Genomic DNA, 20,208 nt, shown 5'->3' with positions numbered 1-20,208 from the left:
CTATTTTGCATTTATTCTTTTTTGTACTTTTCTTCGCTGGAAGAACGGTCTTTGGTTCGTCTTTGGTGGCGTTCCTCTTCCGCTTCCATTCGCACATCTTCTAAGGGAATGGCGTCTACAGTCTGCATATCTTCGTGCATGTCATAAATGCTTTCTTTATCTGTTTTTAAATTCTCGGGGTTGTCCATGTAAGCACCCTTTGCATCTGGGCGGTCCTTTTCAGTAAACACTTTTTGATCTTCGCTCATGAACATCTGCTCCTTCATAAAGATTTTCGATTAGTTAAATAAACTGCCAAGCAATCCTTTTTTACGTTCGTGCTGCGTATCTGAATGATTTGTACGGGAACGTTCGCCCCGCATCGGAGTTTCATTGAACTCATCAAACTGGCGGGATAATTTATCACGGGATTCTTTATTTCGCATTAGATTGGCTGCACCCAATCCGATTGCTGCTAAAGCGGCTCTTTTCTTCAATTAAAATTCCTCCTCTGTAATAATTTCTTACTGAGTGTTTTCCCGAAATCATCCAAACTAAACAATACAGTTATGTGACAGAGAAAAAGAAAAGATCAATCATCCGCCGAACGTACCGGCTTCTGATTGACCTTTTCTTCTTACTATGCGGAAAATTTACTGTTTCGTCATACACATACTGACGTAGTACCCTCGCCGTATGCTTCTTGCACTGCTCATACTGCTTGGAGCAGTTCCTTCAATTGCACTTACATCTTACACAAAAAACCTCTTACATACTGCTGGTAAACCTGTCTACTTACCGGAACTGTAAAACAAGTTCCCAATCCGAGCGTACCTCTTGCCAGTAAAGAAAATTTTCCGCCAAGGCTGTGCATCTCTGACAGAATCCAAGGTTTTATTACTCCACAACCTTATTCAACTGTCAATTCGCCTTGTTATATATACTGTACCCTGCAATAAAAGATCCTAAACATCTTTTTTAAATTTAATTAAATATTTTTTGCACGATTAATTTCTGTAAAGTGCACAGAAATACGGCAAAGCGAACCCTTCGCTGTTCGCTTGGCTTACCGCGGGCCCTCCGGAAAGCGTTCCATCTGCAGCGCAAATCCCAGACTACACAATAAATATGTTTTCATATACATATTCTGATATATAAACAGATTTTATGTTAAAGATCTTTTCTTACTCGCGGTTCGTGCATTTATGATCTATAATATAGGACTGAGGTGAGAGCTTTGAACAATGAAACGACAGGGATAAGCACGAACATCCATCTTACTGTCAAACAGCCATTTAATAGAAAGAATTTTATCTAATGACGACCACAAAGAAGATTGAAACCATATCTTGCGGTCTCGAAATTACGAAAAATGCACGTAAAGGGATTGAGCAATGGTTCTTAAATGAACAAGCCTTGGTCTCAACTGAGACGGCATTCGATTTATATATTGAGAAAAAACCTGCTAACCGGCAGGGCAACCAATCCTATTCACTTTACTTTGATCCGAAAACAAATAAAAAGTTCGCCAGAGAAGTTTCGGAACGTGTAGCTGTCATGGAATGTGTGTTGAAACCGGACGGCTTTGTCGCAACAGGCTTTCATGTGCGGGGAGCAAAAGAACCCGTACAGACGAATAGAAGACTGCACACGCTGGTGAAATTTCGTCTGAATAAATCCGGACTGGCGCTGCCCATCCAGTTCTATACAAGTATGCGTGAGCTTCCTATAGCAGAAGAACGTTCGGAATATGTGAAAAAGCGGATTGAAAGCTGGGAAGGCTATCTGCAGATTGCTGAGAAAAATGCAGATGTTGAAGATCTTTCCTGCACTTTTAGCCAGGCTACTTTTAATAGCGACTTTACAAAACTGCATCTCCATTGCAAGGATTTGCAGGCAAAGAACTGGCGGCAGTTGAGAGGCTTCAGCGTAAAAGTTCTGGAGCTTTCTGCAGAAATCGGCAAAGTCATTGATATCCAAAAGTCACAGCGAATCATTGTGATTGAACTGAATCAACGTTTCCAGAAGCGGTCAAGAAAAGAACAATGGCTCCCGGTACATAATAAAAAACTCGTTCTAACAAACTTTGCGGAATTAAGTCAAATCAGGCGGTTGCGCAGAGGTTTTAAAGACTTACAAGACGGACTGGCGACAAATGCCAACCTGGAGAAGATTTTATTTGAAGAGCGTCCTGTCGTACAGATTAATAATAAGCAGCCGGTATTGGAGTTTCATAATAATCTCAATGAATTTCAAAGAGAAGCTGTTACAGGAGCAATGAAAGCCCATGATCTGTATGTTATTCAAGGACCGCCGGGAACAGGTAAAACAACTGTTATTTCGGAGATTTGCTATCAGAACGTCAAAGCTGGGTTGCGGACACTTGTTGCGTCTCAGTCGAATCTCGCGGTAGATAATGCACTCGGTCGATTGCTGACAGATCCGAAGACCAGAATTTTGCGTTATGGACGGTCTGAAAGTATTGAAGAAGAAGGCAAGCGTTTCATTGCAGAGAATGTTGCCTTACATTGGCGCAATGAAACATTGGAAACCGTTCAGGCGACACGCGAGATATATAAGAAGAAAGAGTCTGAAATGTCAGAGGCTATTCAGCAGCTTGAACAAAGGAATACTGAATACATCGAAGAACAAACGATGCTTTCGGAACAGCTTGAATTGCAAAAGTTGCTGAAACAGCAGCTGAAAACACAAACTGCAGAACATGCAGCAAAACAGTATACGCTAAATCAATTGTCCAAAAAGCTAACGGATCAGCAAACTATAACGGGACAGACTGAAAAAATGCTGGAGCAGCAACAACAGGAAATTCGGCAGCATCAACTAAAACTTTCAGGCATGCCAACGGAAAGCAGTTTAACTGAACGGTTGGCGATTTTGCAAAATGAACTTGGAAAGCTAAAACAGATACGTGTGTATGCAGAGTTGACGACAAACCTGCAGCAACTTTCAGGACAGTTGAACAAGGTACAGGATGAGTTATCAACTATCCCGGATCGTGTACACAGGCTGCAAGTTGCAAATGAGCAAATCAGTCCGATCAGTAAATTGGACAGGTTGCAAACAGCACTTTCCGAGCTGCTAGTTGAAGTACCGATTCAATTTGTGTTGCAAATGAATGAACTGCAGCGTTTGATCAAATCAATTGAAACAGGGCAATTCACATATGAGTTTCAGGAGTGGAAAGAGCTTTATGAAAGGTTTCAGACGGCAATTGGAAAAACCGAGCAGCTTTTGCAGAAGCATCGTTTTCCAATCAATTCGATTGAAAAAAAACCTACAAATGACTTTAAGACCATTCAGGACATGCATGGGATGATTGATCGGCTTGGGAGATTCCTGATAAAGCCAGCGGTGAAAAATGCGTTGCAAGTTCAGGGAGAATCTCCTGTAAAAACAGAAATCTTACAAACGATTGCGCAGGGCATGTCCTTTTTTTACAACAAGGAAGAAATAGTTCGCATGAAAGGCGCAGAAATTCAGCAACGACAAAAACAGCTGGCTATCCAACGTTTTGCGGAAATTAAGCAGGAAGTTTTGCAGTTTATTAATTCGGAGCTGAAACACGTTCAACGTGATCAACAGCTTTTTCAGCAACAGTCAGAACATATTCAACAGCAGCTTGTTGAAAAACGTCAGTTGCTGGATGAGTGGCTGACTGAACACGAACAGCCCGACATTGATTGGGAAGAGCAGCAGTTGCTAAAGGAAATAAGCACGATGGAGACAGCTGTTTTAGAGTGTCAGGAGCAGAGGAAACAACTGACGTTACTAATCGAGACGAAAGTTGATTGTGAACAACATACTGCCGCGACACAACAGACACTGGGAGAGCAGCGACAGCAAATCAGTGAAATGGAAAAACAGCTTCAGATACGGCAAGTCGAAAATACGCAGTTGAAATCCCGAATTGATGAATTACATGAACAGCTCGATCCCGAAATCGAACAGAAGCTGAAAAAAGTTACAGTTGTGCTGGAAACAACTGTACGTGAGCTTGAAGAATTTAGAACAGAACGTGAGCAACTGCCCATTCTGCAGGAATTACAGGCACAGTGGGAGCAGCTGCTGCAGGAAGCCAATGATTATGATCTGGATGAAATCCGTAAGCTCTATGTCGAGCATGCGAATGTCATCGGTACTACATGTGTGGCGTCCGCATCGAAGCAGTTCATGGAAGAGTATCCGGAGTTTGATGTTGTGATTATTGATGAAGTTTCAAAAGCGACGCCTCCTGAATTATTACTGCCGATGCTGAAAGGTAAGAAAGTAATTCTCGTCGGAGACCATCACCAACTGCCGCCACTTGTAGGGCAGGAAACGATGGATGAGCTGGTCGATCAACAAAAAGATCCTGATGTGCAGCGTGAGATGAAAAAGCTGCTGAATGAATCTTTATTTGAACGATTATTCCGTACGCTGCCGAAACAAAATAAAACAATGCTCAGCATTCAATACCGGATGCACGAAAAAATTATGCAGACCATATCACCTTTCTATAAAGAAGGTAATTATGAGCTTCAGTGCGGCTTACCTGATTCGGATAAACTTCGGGATCACTTGCTGGAAAGCGAGCTAATCACGCGCAACGATCATTTACTGTGGTTTGATACACCGAATGAACCTGCTTTCTACGAAGATAAAGCCAAAGGCGGCACTAGCCGGTTCAACGAATCAGAGTTGACGCTTGTCCGGAAACTGTTAATAGATGCAGAACAGTCAACAGAAGAAGCGAAACGTGCCGGCCGAATGAAGAGTGATGAGCTTAAAAGCGTTGGCGTGATCAGCTTCTATGGCGAGCAAGTAAAACAAATTGACCGGATGCTTCAGCAGGAACTGCGGCCGACTCATCTTCATTGCAGAACAGGCTCTGTCGATAAGTTTCAAGGAATGGAAATGGACATCATCATTTTGAGCTTTGTCAGGAATCATGGTGAATCGGGTGGAGATATCGGGTTTGCGAAAGACTACCGGCGATTGAATGTCGCATTGTCACGAGCACGGGAACTGCTGATCATCGTAGGAAGTTCGGAAATGTTCGCTGTCCGTACGAAAAACCAATCCGCACGAGATATGTACAGTCAGTTACGAGGAATTGTTGAACAGCAAGGCGGTTTGAGGAGTGTACAGCCATAAAGGAAGAAAGGTGAAAGCATGGATTCACTTCAAAAGAAATTACAGAGAGAAATCCAGCAACAGCCGAATCTGCAGATAGAAAAGTCTGCCAGCTGGGGATTGCCAGTAGAGGTGGTGAACATCTCTTATACAACAATCAAACGGACGACGATGGATATTCTGATGAAAATGATGCTGATGACTATAGATAAATTACCCATAGCTGATCCAAAGAGGATAGCTGAGTTCCTGGCTGTCGATTCTTTATTCGCAGAGGATTTATTGGGGAAAATGAAACGGGCAGACATGGTCAAGGAACGTAAAGATGTCCTTGAACTGACTGCAAAGGGTATAGAGCAATTACAGTCAGGAATTTATGAGCAGCCGCCAGAACAAAAGGAAATCATTATGTATTATAGTTCGTGCCATGAAAATATTCTGTGTGAAGAAAAAGAGGAACTTCTTCAGAAAAAAATAGAGCCATTTCATCTGGCAAAGAAACAGACTCATAAGTTAAAAGATCTCGATGAAGAAACTTTGCGCAATGCTCTACTGTCGGCAGAAGTGGAAATGTCGGAAGGTACACTACAGATTGTACTCGACAAAATTGATGCAGCCGCCCATATTTCTAAGCAGCTAATTCCATGTATAGAGTTCTCAGTGTATAACCATGTAGAAGATATGCGGTTTACACGAGTTTGGAATACGCTGCTGGACCAGTGGGATGAACAATTGGAAAAGCTGATAGACCAAGAAAAACCAACAAAATAATCAAAAGAACCGCTCGAATGATCACATCACTTTCGAGCGGTTCTTTCTTATTGATCCCAAAATAAAAAAGTGTAGCTCCAAGAAGGATTAGGGCCAGCGTTTTTGATCGCTGTCTGTGGATTTCTTTGGATTGCTGCGAAGCTCCGCCAGTTCTTTCGCCATTTCTTCTTTCATATCCTTCGCTGCAATCTTTTGTTTTTTTGGCGTTTGCGGTAAAGACCCTGAATTATTGCTGCCTTTCGTGTGCTCGTCTCTTCCCAATTCCTCACAACTCCTTTCAAAAAACATTTCATTGTAATTTGGCTGTTAGTTGAAAAGTTATGCTATACATTTTTTGAAAACTGCAGTTCTTGAAAAATGAGTGTAACCGCGAGTCAATGCCAAGAGAGGAATTTAGGATGTTAGTTGTAATGATAATTAGGCTATACATTCCATTTCATCCGACTTTTATACGAAAAGGAGTGAAAAATTATGTAACTTGTTTAGCTTTGTGTTACCTGGGAATACATCTACTAAGCTTGTCAACTTGTTAGTAGGCTTTAAAAATATGAAAAACTAGGAGGAAGATTATACATGGCTAACCAAAAGAATCCCGAAAGCATCGAGAAGAAAATGAGTTTGGAAGAAGCAGGGCGTAAAGGCGGTCAGGCGACTTCTAAAAAACATGACCGTGAATTTTATGAGCAAATTGGCCGTAAAGGCGGGGAAGCTACTGCTCAAAAGCATAATAGCGAATTTTATCGGGAGATTGGCCGCAAAGGCGGTCAAGCTACTGCGAAGAATCATGACAAAGATTTCTACGAAAAAATTGGCCGTAAAGGTGGAGAAGCAAGAGCAGCTATTACAAACACTGATAAAGACTGATGCAGGTGTCGGCATATCATCTGCTATATATTATAAATAGAAAGATGTTCTCGAATCGATAAGATTTGAGGACATTTTTTTATTATCCAACGATTTCCCTGATCATATTGTAATCGGATGTTTCAGGATATATACTACAATTATAGAATATTAGTAAAGAAGTTAAAGTACAAAAACAGGGATGAATGAGAATGAATACAGAGATGCAGACGACTGATCTGTCTCAATATATAAAATATGTGATGGAGTCGGTCGAGATGTCCGTACCGCTTCGTGAGGTACATGATGGGATAAATATGAGCTATAATTTCATAGGTAAATACATCGGCTTTGATCCTGAAAGATTACCAGACTCACATACTGAACTGGCGCCTTTCTGTTCATTTGAAACCTATGTTCAGGTGATGACGCTACATGAGCTTGGCCATGTGATTGATCATGCTGCTCTGCAGGATTCATTGACAAAAACGATCAGTATTTTCACAATGAAAAAAAGTCATGAACTACATGAGATTTTATCAAAACCGGAACTTTTTAAGCTGCTGATTGAGGAAAATGAAATGAATATGGCTTTCGAGATTACCGCGTGGGATAACGCGACACTACTTAATGAACGCTTTCAATTAGTCGAAGCGGAGTGTTTTAACGCAATCCGAAAGAATAGTTTAGCTACGTATGAAAGATTATATGAAACAGATCTGACTCGTTATCATAGTTTGTTGTCTAAAAAATCCATGCCTACAGCTTAAAACGATTGTGCCATTGTAGAGGGTGCAGTTGTTTTTTTATTGTAGATGAATGTCAGTATTTTCGGCCTACTTAGATGCATTTTGATGCAAAATGATAGATTATTCAGGACAATCAGCATTTTTGATTGAATTTGCTCTTGTTTCTGCTGATACAGTACAGTATAACTGTAATAGGTAGAAGTAAGGGGGAATGAAAATTCTATGGAGCAACGAAAAGAACAATGGTCATCAAAGTTAGGTTTTATCATGTCGTCGGCAGGCGCGGCGATTGGTCTCGGGGCTATATGGAAATTCCCGTATGTAACCGGAATGAGCGGAGGAGGGGCATTCTTTTTACTGTTTGTCGTGTTCACATTATTAATCGGACTGCCTATGCTGATTTCAGAATTCATTATAGGAAGAGGCTCTGGCAAAGAAGCGATCAGTGCGTATAAAAAGTTGGCTCCGGAAAGTGCGTGGCCGTGGATCGGCAGATTGGGTGTTGCGGGTTGTTTTCTCTTACTCTCGTTCTACAGTGTAGTAGGTGGATGGGTATTCGTTTATAGTGGTCTATCTGTTGGCGGAAAGATTATCAGTGAAGGCGCATCCTATTCAGAACAGTTCGGATCGATTGTCGGTTCGCCAATGACTACATTGATCGGCTTACTTCTATTCACAATCATCAATGTGCTGGTCGTTTCTTCAGGCGTAGCGAACGGTATCGAGAAGGCGAATAAATATATGATGCCTCTGCTCTTTATCTTCTTTATTATTTTAGTTGTGCGGTCGTTGACACTCGAAGGTGCAATGGAAGGTGTCTCGTTCTTCCTGAAACCTGATTTCTCAAGTATTACGGGAGAATCCGTACTGTATGCACTCGGTCAGTCGTTCTTTTCATTGGCAGTCGGATTTTCATGTATGGTGACGTACAGTTCGTATTTGAAAAGAGATGTCAGCCTAACATCTTCTGCAAGTTCAGTAGTCGGAATGAATCTGTTCGTTTCACTGTTGGCAGGATTGGCGATTTTTCCGGCAGTCTTCGCATTTGGACAGGAACCGGCAGCGGGTCCTGAGTTATTATTCATGGTTTTGCCTGCGGTCTTTTCACAGCTTCCTTTAGGTCAAGTATTTTTGGCGTTATTCTTAATACTATTCCTGTTTGCGACGCTGACATCTTCATTCAGCCTCTATGAAATCATCGTGGCGGCAATGACAGCAAGCGGTAAACGGTCACGTAAAGCAGTGACCTGGATCATAGGTGTTGTTGTATTCTGCGCAGCTATTCCGTCCGCTCTTTCCTCAAGTACATTGTCTGGCGTGTTGATTTTTGATAAAAGTATTTTTGACGCAACAGACTATCTAGTTAGTAATATTATGCTTCCGGCAGGCTGTCTGCTGATTGCAATCTTCATCATGCACCGGATGGACCGGGTGCTTGTGCAAGAAGAATTTACATTAATAAGCCCGCAGTCAAAGAGTTTTTATCCGCTCTGGCTGTTCCTGATGAAATTTGTTGTACCACTGACAATCATCATCGTATTCTTGGATACACTAGGTTTCTTACAAAAAATAAAAATGCTGTTTGGACTGTCATGAAAATGACACTCCAAACAGTTTTTTTTGTGGAGGCAACAAAATATCATCGTTAATTCGGAAAGAAAAAACTAAGGGGAATACAAGCTTGGGGATTTTCTATTGTATGAGAGTACTGCATTTTGGTAAGACTATGGAAAATCTTAGAAAGAAAGAAGGAGAAGCTTGTTGAAATTACCTATTAAATTGCTGGCTGCTATTCTACTGTTCTGTATTCCATTTCATGTAAATAGTGCGGAACTTGGTTTATCGCCAGAGGGAGAACTCTTAATTAAGAAGTCTATCGAAACGGAAAAGAAAGTTCCATCCGAGGCTGTATCCTATACGGTCAAAAAAGGAGACACTTTATATGGGATTGCGAATACCCATGGAATGAACGTGGAAGACTTAATGCAATGGAATGAATTAAACTCCAATTTGATTCGTCCGGGGGATCAATTGCAAGTGATTATGAATTCAGAACGTGCGCAACAAAATGAGCAGGCAAAGAAAAATGCTGCTGTTGCTGTTGCAGCTTCGCCGGTGAAAGAATTGACAGTAACAGCCACCGCTTACACAGCATATTGCGAGGGCTGCTCAGGAACCACATACAGCGGTCAGGATCTGCGGGCCAATCCGAATCAAAAAGTCATTGCAGTGGATCCTAGAGTAGTGCCGATTGGTTCGAGGGTGTGGGTCGAGAATTATGGTGAAGCAATTGCAGGAGATATTGGCGGCGCCATTAAAGGCCATAAAATAGATGTATTCATTCCTTCATATGAGCGTGCGATGGAATGGGGAGTAAAAAAAATAAAAATTAGAATACTGGATTAAAAAAAGGGGCTGCCCGATCTGTTTCCGCAGATCAGGCAGCCTAAATTGGAATGTAGGATAAAACTGGAAATAAAGAGAGAAGGAAAATTAATTTACCGTTGATCTACCGGCTTGTAGGAATCGCTCATTGACGACGTCCCAGTCGACTGTATGCCACCAGTTTTGTACGAACTCGGGGCGACGGTTTTGGTAAGCCAGATAATAAGCATGTTCCCAGACATCGATAACGAGCAATGGCGTTTTTCCATCTTTCAAAGGCGTATCCTGGTTGGGAGTGCTCATCACAGATAACTCACCGTTATCGAATACGAGCCAGCCATAACCGCTTCCAAAGCGGCTGATTGCTGCTTTTGATAAAACATCCTGGAAGTTATCGAACGTATGAAAATACTTTTCGATTTCCCGTTTAATGTCAGCAGTTGGTTCGCCCTTACTTTTTGGCGTCATGGATTCCCAGAATAAGCTGTGGCAATAATGGCCGCCGCCATTATTTTGGACAGCTGTCCGAATCTCTTCAGGCACTTGACTGAGATCAGTCAATAAGTCTTCAAGAGATTGTGACTGCAGATCGGAATGATTTTCTAGAGCTGCATTCAGGTTATTCACATACGTCTGATGGTGTTTGCCGTGATGAATTTCCAAAGTACGTGCATCGATGTACGGCTCAAGACCGTCAACAGCGTACGGCAAATCAGGTAGAACAAATGGCTTCAAATTTTCACCTCCAAAGAAACGATGGGAAACAATTAAATTAAACTAAAAGTTTCCTTAAGGAAATAATGTTTCCTTAGTGCAACTTTAATAAAGGTTGAAAAGAATTGCAAGAGTTTTTATGCAAAATAACTGAAATGAGTATTAAGGACCTATGAATTTTTTGTCTGTTTTCTACGAGTGCAGACAGGCTTACCAGTTAGCGAGTTTACCTTTTTCTCGCAGGGGAATAGTGAAGTAAAGCGAGGGGATACCGGTATGACAGGAAGAATCAAACTCTATATGGCAGCTATGATAGTAACACTTAGTACGACTGCCAATATGAATCAATATACTTATGCTGCAGAATCAAAAGGAACGATCAGTGTAGTTTCATTCGACGGGATGGGCTATGAAGATACGCAGCGATACATAAATAAAGGAATGATGAAAAATCTGGAGGAATTCTCCAAGCAATCGGCGTATGCCAACAACTTTGTAACAGTTACACCTTCATTGACTGCGCCTTCTCATGCAGCAATGTCGACAGGAGCGGGACCTTCTAAAACAGGTATTGTTAGCAACCAGTTTCATTCGGAGGGAGAAACCGTAAAAAATGTTCAAAGTGGTTTTTCTCAAACATTAGGTGTTACACCTATTTGGAAAGAAGCCAGAAACCAAGGGAAAATTACGGCGACTGTAGCCTTTCCAGACTCTAATCCTGATAATGCATCTGCCGCCACCTATGCTGTGTACTCAGGAGGAACTCTTTCGGAATCAAAATTACATAATCTGAAATTCGAAACGATAGATGATGAGCGGATCGATCAGTTATCAGCGGGTCACATAAAAGCACAGGAAGCAGTTGTTAAGTTAGATATTAAAGATCAGCCAAGTAAGGATATGTATGTGCTGGCGGTGGAAGAAGGCAACGAGGAATCACCCGCCATATACCTTTCACTAAATAGAAAGAAGATTGGAGAAGCGGTAAATCTGAAAGAGTGGACTTCTGTTCAGCTGGACCTATCGCCACTAGACAGTGCGGGTTTTTATGTGAAATTTAAAGGAAACCCCGCTGAACTGGATAATTTCCAACTGTTTCAAGGGACAATGATGGAGGGCATATACAGAGGCCGGGGAAAGTTTGCACAAGAAATGACTGACAGATTCAACTTTTATCCTGCCCCAGATGAAACAGAAGCATTTAGAAACGGAGATATTACCCGCAAAGAGTATGAAGAGACTGGAGAACGTTTTATAGATTGGATCACTGATGTCAGTCTGCATATAAAAGAACGCTATGCTCCTGACTTATTATTTTACTATTATCCACATGTTGATCATGAGCTGCATGAATTTCTTCTAAGAGACCCCGCGCAGCCGGGGTATACGATGCAAAATGTACAGGAAAAAGAATCATATATTGACTGGGCTTTCGAACAGGCAGACAGGGTTATTGGAAGGTTAAAAAATGATCTCAATAAAGAAGACTATATATTGCTGGTGTCTGATCATGGATTGGAGCCAATTCACACCAGAATTTCACCTAATAAAGAGCTCGAAAAAGTCGGTCTGCTGGTGACTAATGACAAAGGGAAAATTGATGTATCCAAAACAAAGGCTTATGCGGAAGCAAGCGGTACAATTGCGCATGTATATGTGAATTTGAAAGGCCGTGAGAAGAAAGGAATTGTTTCACAAGAGGAGTATGACGATGTAAAGCAGCAGATTGTCGATGTCTTTCAAGAACAGGACATGTTTACAGGTATTACATACGATCCTTCTAAAGCCAACAACCCATTTTTACAGTGGCTCGCAGGCAATAAACTCATAACTTACAAGTATGCAGGTGAGTCGCTGTTGCTCAATCAAAAAACGAAAGACATCCATCCATATGAAAAAGTTTTAACTGAAGGGATGCAGGAATTTGACAGTATAAGCAGTGAAAATAGTGGAGATGTCTTTCTGTCTGCTGCCCCCGGCTATCTAATGGGGAAAGATGCGAAAGTTGCAATCGAACCGACTGAGGAATTTGGCAGTCACGGCGGTGATCCTGAGCGTAAAAGTTTGCGACCAATCTTATATATGGCGGGGCCAACAATAGAAAATGGAAAGATGGAAAACAGAATTCAAATGATTGATATTGCACCGACTTTATACGAATTACTGGACATTCATCAACCGGACTTCGTGGAAGGAAAACCTATTGTAAACAAATAATAATTATGCACAGGTTGTAATAAATATACTATTTAACTATATTTCTATTTTTAGGAAATGCGTAGGTAGAGCTTTTACTTTCGCATTTCTTTTAATTTCGTCAATTTTCGATAGTATAATATTTTATCAAGAAAGTATCTTGTGTTTAATCAGAAAAAAAGTATAATAGTGATTAATGAACCAGTTCAGAAAATAAGAAAAAAGGTGAGCAAATGAGCGAAAGGCAGAAATTACTTCAGGTAAAAGATTTGCAAACGACCTTTTTTACAGACTCTGGAGAAATCCCGGCTGTAGATCATGTAGACTTTTACGTGAGAGAAGGAGAAATCCTGGGAATCGTTGGAGAATCCGGCTGTGGAAAGAGTGTGACGTCCTTGTCGATCATGCAATTGGTACCGAACCCGCCGGGGAAAATTACAGGTGGTGAAATCCTGTTTGGTGATGTAGATCTCCTGAAAAAGTCAGAAAAAGAAATGAGAGATATTCGCGGCAAAGATGTCGCCATGATTTTCCAAGAACCGATGACCTCTTTGAATCCTCTCTTTACGATAGGCAATCAAATGAAAGAGGCAATTTCGCTTCATGAAAAGAAATGGACTAAAAAGCAAATTAAGGACCGTGCAGTCGAAATGCTGAAGCTTGTAGGTCTGCCACGTGCTGAAGAAGTCATGAAAGAATATCCACATCAGCTTTCAGGTGGGATGCGCCAGCGGGTGATGATTGCTATGGCACTAGTTTGTGACCCGAAAGTTCTGATTGCAGATGAACCAACAACAGCACTCGATGTGACTATTCAAGCGCAGATACTGAAATTGATGCGGGAATTGAATGAGCGCATGAATACAGCTATTCTATTAATCACTCATGATTTAGGAGTCGTTGCTGAAACTTGTGAACGTGTGGTGGTCATGTATGCAGGACAAGTAATCGAGGAGGCACCTACTCAAGTCATATTTGAAAATCCGTGTCATCCGTATACTCGCGGTCTGATTCAATCAGTGCCGGATATGCGCGATAAAAAGGATCGATTGTACTCGATTCCCGGTAATGTACCAAAGCCTGGTTCCATTAAAAAAGGCTGTAGATTCGCAGCTAGATGTGAAAGCGCTTTCGCTAGGTGCTGGGAAGAAACACCTCAATTATACAAGAACTCCAATGTCCACCAGACGAGATGTTTCTTATACGATGAGCAGGAAGGGGTGACTGTATCGAATGAGCAAACCACTGTTGAAAGTTGAAGGTCTAAAAAAATACTTTCCTATCCACAAAGGTTTAATCGGCAAGACAGTCGGTCACGTCAAAGCAATCGATGACATTTCATTTCACGTGAATGAAGGCGAGACGCTTGGAATTGTTGGAGAGAGTGGCTGTGGTAAATCTACAACTGGACGGACCATCATGCGTTTATTGGAACCGACAGAAGGTGTTGTGGAATTTCAGGGGCGTGATTTGGCTTCTATGTCTGCAAATGAAATCCGCAAAGTGCGGCGGGATATCCAAATGGTGTTCCAGGATCCATATGCATCATTAAATCCGCGTCATACAATTGGTAAGATCCTGGAAGAGCCACTGATTGTCCATGGTGTCAGCAATGCAAAAGAACGTCGTGCAAAAGTAATTGAGTTTCTTAAGGTTGTGGGACTCAGTGAGTATCATGCAAAACGTTATCCGCATCAATTCAGCGGCGGACAGCGTCAGCGGATTGGAATTGCCAGAGCCTTAATGACGAATCCAAAATTGATTATCGCAGATGAACCTGTTTCTGCACTGGATGTATCGATTCAGGCGCAAATGCTGAATTTGATGCAGGATTTACAGAAAGAATTTAATCTGACCTATATTTTTATTGCGCATGACCTGGGGGTAGTGCGTCATATAAGCGATCGTGTAGCTGTCATGTACTTAGGGAAAATCGTGGAGATCACAGAAAGTGAAGAGCTCTATGCGAACCCTTTGCATCCATATACGCAGGCATTGCTTTCCGCAGTACCGGTCCCAGATCCGAACTATAAAAAACAGCAGATTATTATTGAAGGAGATATGCCAAGTCCGGCTAACCCTCCGAGCGGCTGCGCGTTTCATACACGCTGTCCGTACAAAATGGATGTATGTACGAAAATCACCCCTGTATTAGCAGAGGAGAAAACTGGTCATTCTGTTGCCTGCCATCTTTATACGGCGGAAGGCAACGATGATATAGAAAGACAAAAACAATTGGAGGGATCTGTATGAAGAAAGGGAAATTGTGGTCGTTTGCTTTGATCATGCTATTGGCTCTGTCAACAGCGTTGGCGGCTTGTTCAGGCGGAGACGACACAAAGGGGAGCAGCGATAAAGATAAAGAGGCTGTTGATAAAGGCGGAAGCGAGAATAAGACATTAGTATTTGGTAGAGGCAATGATTCGACATCTCTTGACCCTTCTCGTGTAACAGAAGGGGAAACGTTTAAAGTTACAATAAATATTTTTGAAACACTATTGAATTTTGGGGAAAAAGATACTACAGTGCAGCCTGGACTTGCTAAAGAGCACGATACAAGTGAGGACGGTTTGACGTATACATTCCAATTGCAAGAAGGAGTTAAGTTCCATGACGGAACAGATTTCAATGCAGATGCTGTCGTAGCGAATTTCGAACGCTGGGCAAATGGTGATGCGGATACATTCCCATACTATAACTCTATGTTTGGTGGATTCAAAGATGATGAAGGTCATGTGATTGAATCTGTGACTGCTGACGGAGATTCCACAGTTGTCATTAAATTGAAGCGTCCACAGGCACCATTCTTGAAAAACATCGCGATGAGCATGTTTGCGATTTCAAGCCCTGAGGCATTTGCAAAAGGCAATGATGAATATGAGCGTAACCCTGTTGGTACGGGTCCATTCAAGTTTGTGGAATGGAAGCCAAATGAAACAATTACTATTGAAAAAAATGAAGACTACTGGCAAGATGGACTTCCAAAATTGGATCGCGTTATTTTTAAATCCATCCCGGATAACTCTGCTCGTTTGAACGAATTACTATCAGGATCAATTGATTTAGCAGACGGAATCAATCCTGCAGATGGTTTGAAAATTGAAGACAATGAAAAGCTGCAGTTATTTGAGCGTCCTTCCATGAACGTTGGATATTTAGGATTAACAGTAACTCGTGAACCTTTTGATAAGAAAGAAGTTCGTCAAGCTATGAATTATGCAATTGACAAGCAGACAATCGTCGATTCGTTCTTTGAGGGACGTGCGGAAGTTGCGAAGAACGCAATGCCATCATCAATTTCTGGATACAATGATGACATTGAAGCTTATGAATATAATCCTGAAAAAGCGAAAGAGCTATTGAAGGAAGCAGGTCTTGAAGATGGTTTTGAAATGGAACTATGGGCAATGCCGGTTCCACGTCCGTACATGCCAGATGGCACAAAAGTAGCAGAAGTGATTCAAAGCAACTTGGCGGATGTTGGAATTAAAGCGAAGATTGTTTCCTATGAATGGGCAACATACCTTGACAAGGCGAGCAAAGGTGAAGCAGATGCATTTATGCTTGGTTGGACAGGGGACAATGGAGACGCGGATAACTTCCTATATGTTCTTTTAGATGAAGACAATATCGGAAGTAATAACTACACGTACTTCAAGAATGATGAAACACACAAATTATTTATAGAAGCACAAACAGAAGTTGATGAAGACAAGCGTAACGAGCTTTACAAGCAGGCACAAGAAATTCTTCATGAAGAAGCTCCTTGGGTACCGCTTGCACACTCCATTCCATTACTGGGCGGAGCTAAAAATTTAACTGGGTTTGTTCCACATCCTACAGGTTCTGATCTATTATCGAACGTAGAATTCCAATAACCCAATGACAAAGTAAGATGTATGAATGAAGTGGGGGAGAAGCTTGTATTCTCCCTTTCTTTGATTCATTTCCAAGATAAGAGCCGGAGGAGTGAAAGAGTTGTTCAACTATACGACTAAAAGACTGCTACAGCTAATTCCTGTCCTGCTAGGTATGACATTCTTAGTCTTTATGTTAATTCGTGCAATTCCCGGCAATCCAGCACAAGTAATTTTAGGACAGCAGGCGACTAAAGAAGCGGTCGAAGCATTGACTGTCAAATTAGGATTGGATCAACCGTGGTACACGCAGTATTTCAGTTATTTAGGTGGTATTTTAAAAGGTGATTTAGGAGAATCCATGCGTACGCGTCTTCCAGTGGCGGATGAAATCTGGCCATACTTGGCAGCAACTTTAGAATTGGCATTATTTGCTATGATTATAGCGATTATTGTGGGGATTAACGCTGGTATTATATCTGCTTGGTTCCAGAATTCTTGGTTTGACTATGCAGCGATGATTTTTGCATTAGTTGGCGTTTCCATGCCGATTTTCTGGTTAGGTTTGATGGGGCAGTGGGTGTTTGCGGTTGAATTTAATTGGTTGCCGACAACGGGACGTGAAAATGTCCGGGATCCCGTGACGGCCATCACCCATTTATACATAATTGACACGCTCATTCAAGGCAGGTTTGATCAGTTATGGGAAGTTCTGCGGCATTTAATTTTGCCAGGAATCGCACTCGCGACAATTCCTATGGCAATTATTGCTAGAATGACCCGTTCAAGTATGTTGGAAGTCATGCGTTCCGATTATATTCGGACAGCACGCGCAAAAGGCCAGAAAATGTTCTGGGTTGTCTATAAGCATGCATTGAAAAATGCTGTGATTCCTGTATTGACAGTTATCGGCTTGCAAATGGGGCTGCTTCTGGGCGGAGCGATTTTGACCGAAACAATTTTCGCGTGGCCGGGTATCGGCCGATATATTTATGATGCTATCAACTTTAGAGATTATCCGGTGATTCAGTCCGGTATTCTGGTCGTTGCATTTATTTTCGTCATGATTAATCTGTTTGTCGATTTACTATATGGACTGATCGATCCGAGGATTAAATATGATTGAGGAAGGAGGAACAGTTCATGTCAGAATTAACGCCTAAGGTAGACGGAGTAGCAGAAGCACAATTAGAGAAGACAACAGGACCTTGGCGGGAAGCTTGGATAGGCTTTCGAAAGAGTAAAGTGGCAATTGTTGGTGCTGTTATTGTATTGCTCTTCATCCTGCTTGCCATCTTCGGCCCTTTAATGACGAAGGAAGGCATCAACGAACAATTGATGACAGACCGGCTGCAGCCTCCTTCCTCGGAGTATTGGTTCGGAACCGATGACTTTGGGCGGGATATCTTTTCACGGATCGTATACGGTGCACGGATTTCTTTATCAGTCGGATTCTTTTCTGTGGTTGGATCGATTATTGTAGGAAGTATTTTGGGCATCGTAGCAGGATATTACGGCCGTTGGGTAGATACAATTATTTCGAGAATATTTGATATCATGCTTGCTTTTCCTTCCATTCTATTGGCAATCGCAATAGTTTCTGTATTGGGACCAAGTCTTCGTAATGCATTGATTGCCATTGCGATCATCAATATTCCAAACTTCGGACGATTGATCAGGTCGAAGGTTCTCAGTATTAAGGAAGATGAATATATTATGGCGGCGAAAGCCATTGGAATGAAAGATTTTAGGATTTTGTTTTCGCATATCTTGCCGAATTCCATGGCGCCTGTCATTGTACAGGGAACGCTAGCAATCGCTACAGCAATCTTGGAAGCAGCTGCGCTCGGTTTCCTTGGACTCGGAGCATCTGCACCGGATCCGGAGTGGGGAAAGATGCTGGCTGACTCGAAAGATTACTTGCAGAATGCACCGTGGACAATGATTTTCCCCGGGCTTGCAATTATGCTGACTGTACTTGGATTTAACTTAATGGGTGACGGTTTACGAGATGCCCTGGATCCGAAGATGAAAAGTTAATACTTAAACTAAATGGTTGAAAAATCAGTTAGTAGGACTGCGCCTTACAGGTGCAGTCTTTTTTATACGAAAAATATGGTTTAATTGGTTTGTATTTTTTCAAACAAGGGAAAGATAGAAGAAATTGAGTTAGCGAAGAGGTGGAGAAATTGAATAGAGTATTTACCGCTATGGCTTTTATAGGGGTACCATTAGTATTGATCGCCTCCTATTTACACTGGTCGGATCTATGGATATTCGCGCTATGCTGTTTGAGTATCGTCGCGCTTGCAGCATTCATTGGAAGAGCGACGGAAAGTCTGGCCATCGTTAGTGGGCCGCGTATCGGCGGATTGCTCAATGCAACGTTCGGTAATGCGGTTGAACTTATTATCTCTATCTTTACATTGAAAGCAGGATTAATCGGCATTGTGCTGGCTTCATTGACGGGTTCTGTGCTGGGTAACTTATTGCTGGTCCTCGGGCTTTCGTTCTTTGCCGGTGGGTTGAAACATAAGCGGCAGAATTTCAGTATTTATGATGCACGTTATAATTCAGCGCTGTTGATTTTCGCAGTCGTTGTAGCATTTGTTATTCCGGAAGTTTTTACAGTATCGATGGATGAACGGACAACGTTGAATCTCAGTGTCGGGATTTCTATCATTCTTATTCTGCTGTATCTTGCAGGATTGGTTTTCAAGTTATTTACTCATCGCGGAGTATTCGGTTCAGATACGCATGAATCAGATGAAGTGCCTGAATGGACAAAAAAGAAAGCAATTATCGTGTTAATGCTTTCAACTGTTGCCGTGGCTTTCGTATCGGAAAAGCTTGTTCACACATTCGGTACGCTCGGTGAAAAGTTTGGATGGACTGAGCTGTTTATTGGTGTCATTATCGTAGCGATTGTAGGAAACGCAGCAGAACACTCATCAGCCATTACAATGGCAATGAAGAATAAAATGGATGTTTCCGTGGAAATTGCAATCGGTTCCACTTTACAGGTGGCGATGTTCGTCGCACCCGTACTGGTATTAATTTCATTAATGATGCCGACAGCGATGCCTCTTGTATTTACATGGCCGGAGCTCGTAGCCATGATTACGGCGACATTGTTGGTTGTGAATATCTGCCATGACGGAGAATCGAACTGGTTTGAAGGGCTAACGCTGTTTGCTGCCTATGTAATTATGGGCATTGGGTTTTTCTTATTATAAAACTGAAAAACCGGTTAGCCGAGTGTAGTAACCCGTTCAGATGTATGGTACAAAAGCTGAAATAACAAGCGAAATAACATCGAAACAGCATCGCAATTAGCGGTGCTGTTTCATTTTTATAACTGATTTTAGTGGTGAACCTGTTATAATATCAGTGGAATAAGTATATATTCAGTATTCAAGAAACGGGCCAGATTCAGAAAAAGTAATGATTATGAGGAGTTGAATGAATTGGTTAAAACAGTAACTTTTTCATTTATCAGCGATACATTTGAAGGTACTGAGGCAAGAGAGACATTTACTTTTGAAGAATTAGAGATTGATGAATGTCTGGATGAAAAAGAA

16 protein-coding genes and 1 pseudogene are annotated in these 20,208 nt (G+C 41.7%); 13 read left to right on the top strand and 4 right to left on the bottom strand.

Annotated features, from left to right (window positions below; all coding sequences use genetic code 11):
- Positions 1 to 11: 11 nt before the first annotated feature.
- Together Q1J64_RS05670 and Q1J64_RS05665 are read right to left on the bottom strand one after the other, a co-directional pair.
- Positions 12 to 248, bottom strand: a complete 237-nt coding sequence (locus tag Q1J64_RS05670) for a YczO family protein (protein ID WP_301108111.1) — start codon at positions 246 to 248, stop codon at positions 12 to 14.
- Positions 249 to 278: 30 nt separating this feature from the next.
- Complete coding sequence (locus Q1J64_RS05665) at positions 279 to 476, bottom strand: hypothetical protein (protein WP_301108110.1); 198 nt, start codon at positions 474 to 476, stop codon at positions 279 to 281.
- Positions 477 to 1,296: 820 nt separating this feature from the next.
- On the opposite strand from Q1J64_RS05665, the gene Q1J64_RS05660 reads away from it, so the two are divergent.
- Together Q1J64_RS05660 and Q1J64_RS05655 are read left to right on the top strand one after the other, a co-directional pair.
- Entirely contained in the window at positions 1,297 to 5,133 is a 3,837-nt protein-coding gene (locus tag Q1J64_RS05660; protein WP_301108109.1) for an AAA domain-containing protein, read from the top strand.
- 18 nt (positions 5,134 to 5,151) lie between these two features.
- Positions 5,152 to 5,883, top strand: coding sequence for a hypothetical protein (locus tag Q1J64_RS05655; RefSeq protein WP_301108108.1), 732 nt, complete (start codon positions 5,152 to 5,154; stop codon positions 5,881 to 5,883).
- Positions 5,884 to 5,970: 87 nt separating this feature from the next.
- Here Q1J64_RS05655 and Q1J64_RS05650 read toward each other — a convergent pair whose 3' ends face one another.
- A complete protein-coding gene (locus Q1J64_RS05650; protein WP_301108107.1) occupies positions 5,971 to 6,144 on the bottom strand; it encodes a hypothetical protein in 174 nt (57 codons plus the stop codon).
- 312 nt (positions 6,145 to 6,456) lie between these two features.
- Here Q1J64_RS05650 and Q1J64_RS05645 point away from each other — a divergent pair.
- The 4 genes and pseudogenes from Q1J64_RS05645 to Q1J64_RS05630 all read left to right on the top strand — a co-directional run.
- A pseudogene (locus Q1J64_RS05645) lies at positions 6,457 to 6,744 on the top strand (KGG domain-containing protein); the annotation flags it as partial.
- 194 nt (positions 6,745 to 6,938) lie between these two features.
- Entirely contained in the window at positions 6,939 to 7,496 is a 558-nt protein-coding gene (locus Q1J64_RS05640; protein ID WP_301108106.1) for an integrase, read from the top strand.
- 201 nt (positions 7,497 to 7,697) lie between these two features.
- Entirely contained in the window at positions 7,698 to 9,071 is a 1,374-nt protein-coding gene (locus tag Q1J64_RS05635; protein ID WP_301108105.1) for a sodium-dependent transporter, read from the top strand.
- A 165-nt stretch (positions 9,072 to 9,236) separates the two neighbouring features.
- Complete coding sequence (locus Q1J64_RS05630; protein ID WP_301108104.1) at positions 9,237 to 9,881, top strand: 3D domain-containing protein; 645 nt, start codon at positions 9,237 to 9,239, stop codon at positions 9,879 to 9,881.
- Positions 9,882 to 9,968: 87 nt separating this feature from the next.
- Here Q1J64_RS05630 and Q1J64_RS05625 read toward each other — a convergent pair whose 3' ends face one another.
- A complete protein-coding gene (locus tag Q1J64_RS05625) occupies positions 9,969 to 10,595 on the bottom strand; it encodes a superoxide dismutase (protein ID WP_301108103.1) in 627 nt (208 codons plus the stop codon).
- A gap of 255 nt (positions 10,596 to 10,850) precedes the next feature.
- Between Q1J64_RS05625 and Q1J64_RS05620 the strand changes: the two genes are divergently transcribed.
- The 7 genes from Q1J64_RS05620 (at position 10,851) to cax (ending at position 19,863) form a co-directional block, all read left to right on the top strand.
- Positions 10,851 to 12,791 carry an alkaline phosphatase family protein gene (locus tag Q1J64_RS05620; RefSeq protein ID WP_301108102.1) on the top strand — a complete coding sequence of 647 codons (1,941 nt, stop codon included), beginning with the start codon at positions 10,851 to 10,853 and terminating at the stop codon, positions 12,789 to 12,791.
- A 212-nt stretch (positions 12,792 to 13,003) separates the two neighbouring features.
- Positions 13,004 to 14,029 carry an ABC transporter ATP-binding protein gene (locus Q1J64_RS05615; RefSeq protein ID WP_301108101.1) on the top strand — a complete coding sequence of 342 codons (1,026 nt, stop codon included), beginning with the start codon at positions 13,004 to 13,006 and terminating at the stop codon, positions 14,027 to 14,029.
- Positions 14,004 to 15,023: an ABC transporter ATP-binding protein gene (locus Q1J64_RS05610; RefSeq protein WP_301108100.1), complete on the top strand. Its 1,020-nt coding sequence runs from the start codon at positions 14,004 to 14,006 to the stop codon at positions 15,021 to 15,023. Before Q1J64_RS05615 ends, Q1J64_RS05610 begins: the two co-directional genes overlap by 26 nt.
- Positions 15,020 to 16,648, top strand: coding sequence for an ABC transporter substrate-binding protein (locus Q1J64_RS05605; RefSeq protein WP_301108099.1), 1,629 nt, complete (start codon positions 15,020 to 15,022; stop codon positions 16,646 to 16,648). The genes Q1J64_RS05610 and Q1J64_RS05605 overlap by 4 nt, the downstream gene beginning before the upstream one ends.
- A gap of 100 nt (positions 16,649 to 16,748) precedes the next feature.
- On the top strand, positions 16,749 to 17,753 hold the full coding sequence (locus Q1J64_RS05600) for an ABC transporter permease (protein ID WP_301108098.1): 1,005 nt from the start codon (positions 16,749 to 16,751) through the stop codon (positions 17,751 to 17,753).
- A gap of 17 nt (positions 17,754 to 17,770) precedes the next feature.
- Positions 17,771 to 18,667 (top strand): nickel transporter permease, encoded by an 897-nt coding sequence (nikC, locus tag Q1J64_RS05595; protein WP_301108097.1) that lies wholly within the window; start codon positions 17,771 to 17,773, stop codon positions 18,665 to 18,667.
- 170 nt (positions 18,668 to 18,837) lie between these two features.
- Positions 18,838 to 19,863, top strand: coding sequence for a calcium/proton exchanger (cax, locus tag Q1J64_RS05590; protein ID WP_301108130.1), 1,026 nt, complete (start codon positions 18,838 to 18,840; stop codon positions 19,861 to 19,863).
- Positions 19,864 to 20,208 lie beyond the last annotated feature (345 nt).

Origin of the sequence: Sporosarcina sp. (assembly GCF_029257255.1) — a bacterium.
GTDB lineage: Bacteria > Bacillota > Bacilli > Bacillales_A > Planococcaceae > Sporosarcina.
Note: the sequence above shows the minus strand (reverse complement) of the source record. Positions and strands in the feature narration are given on the sequence as shown.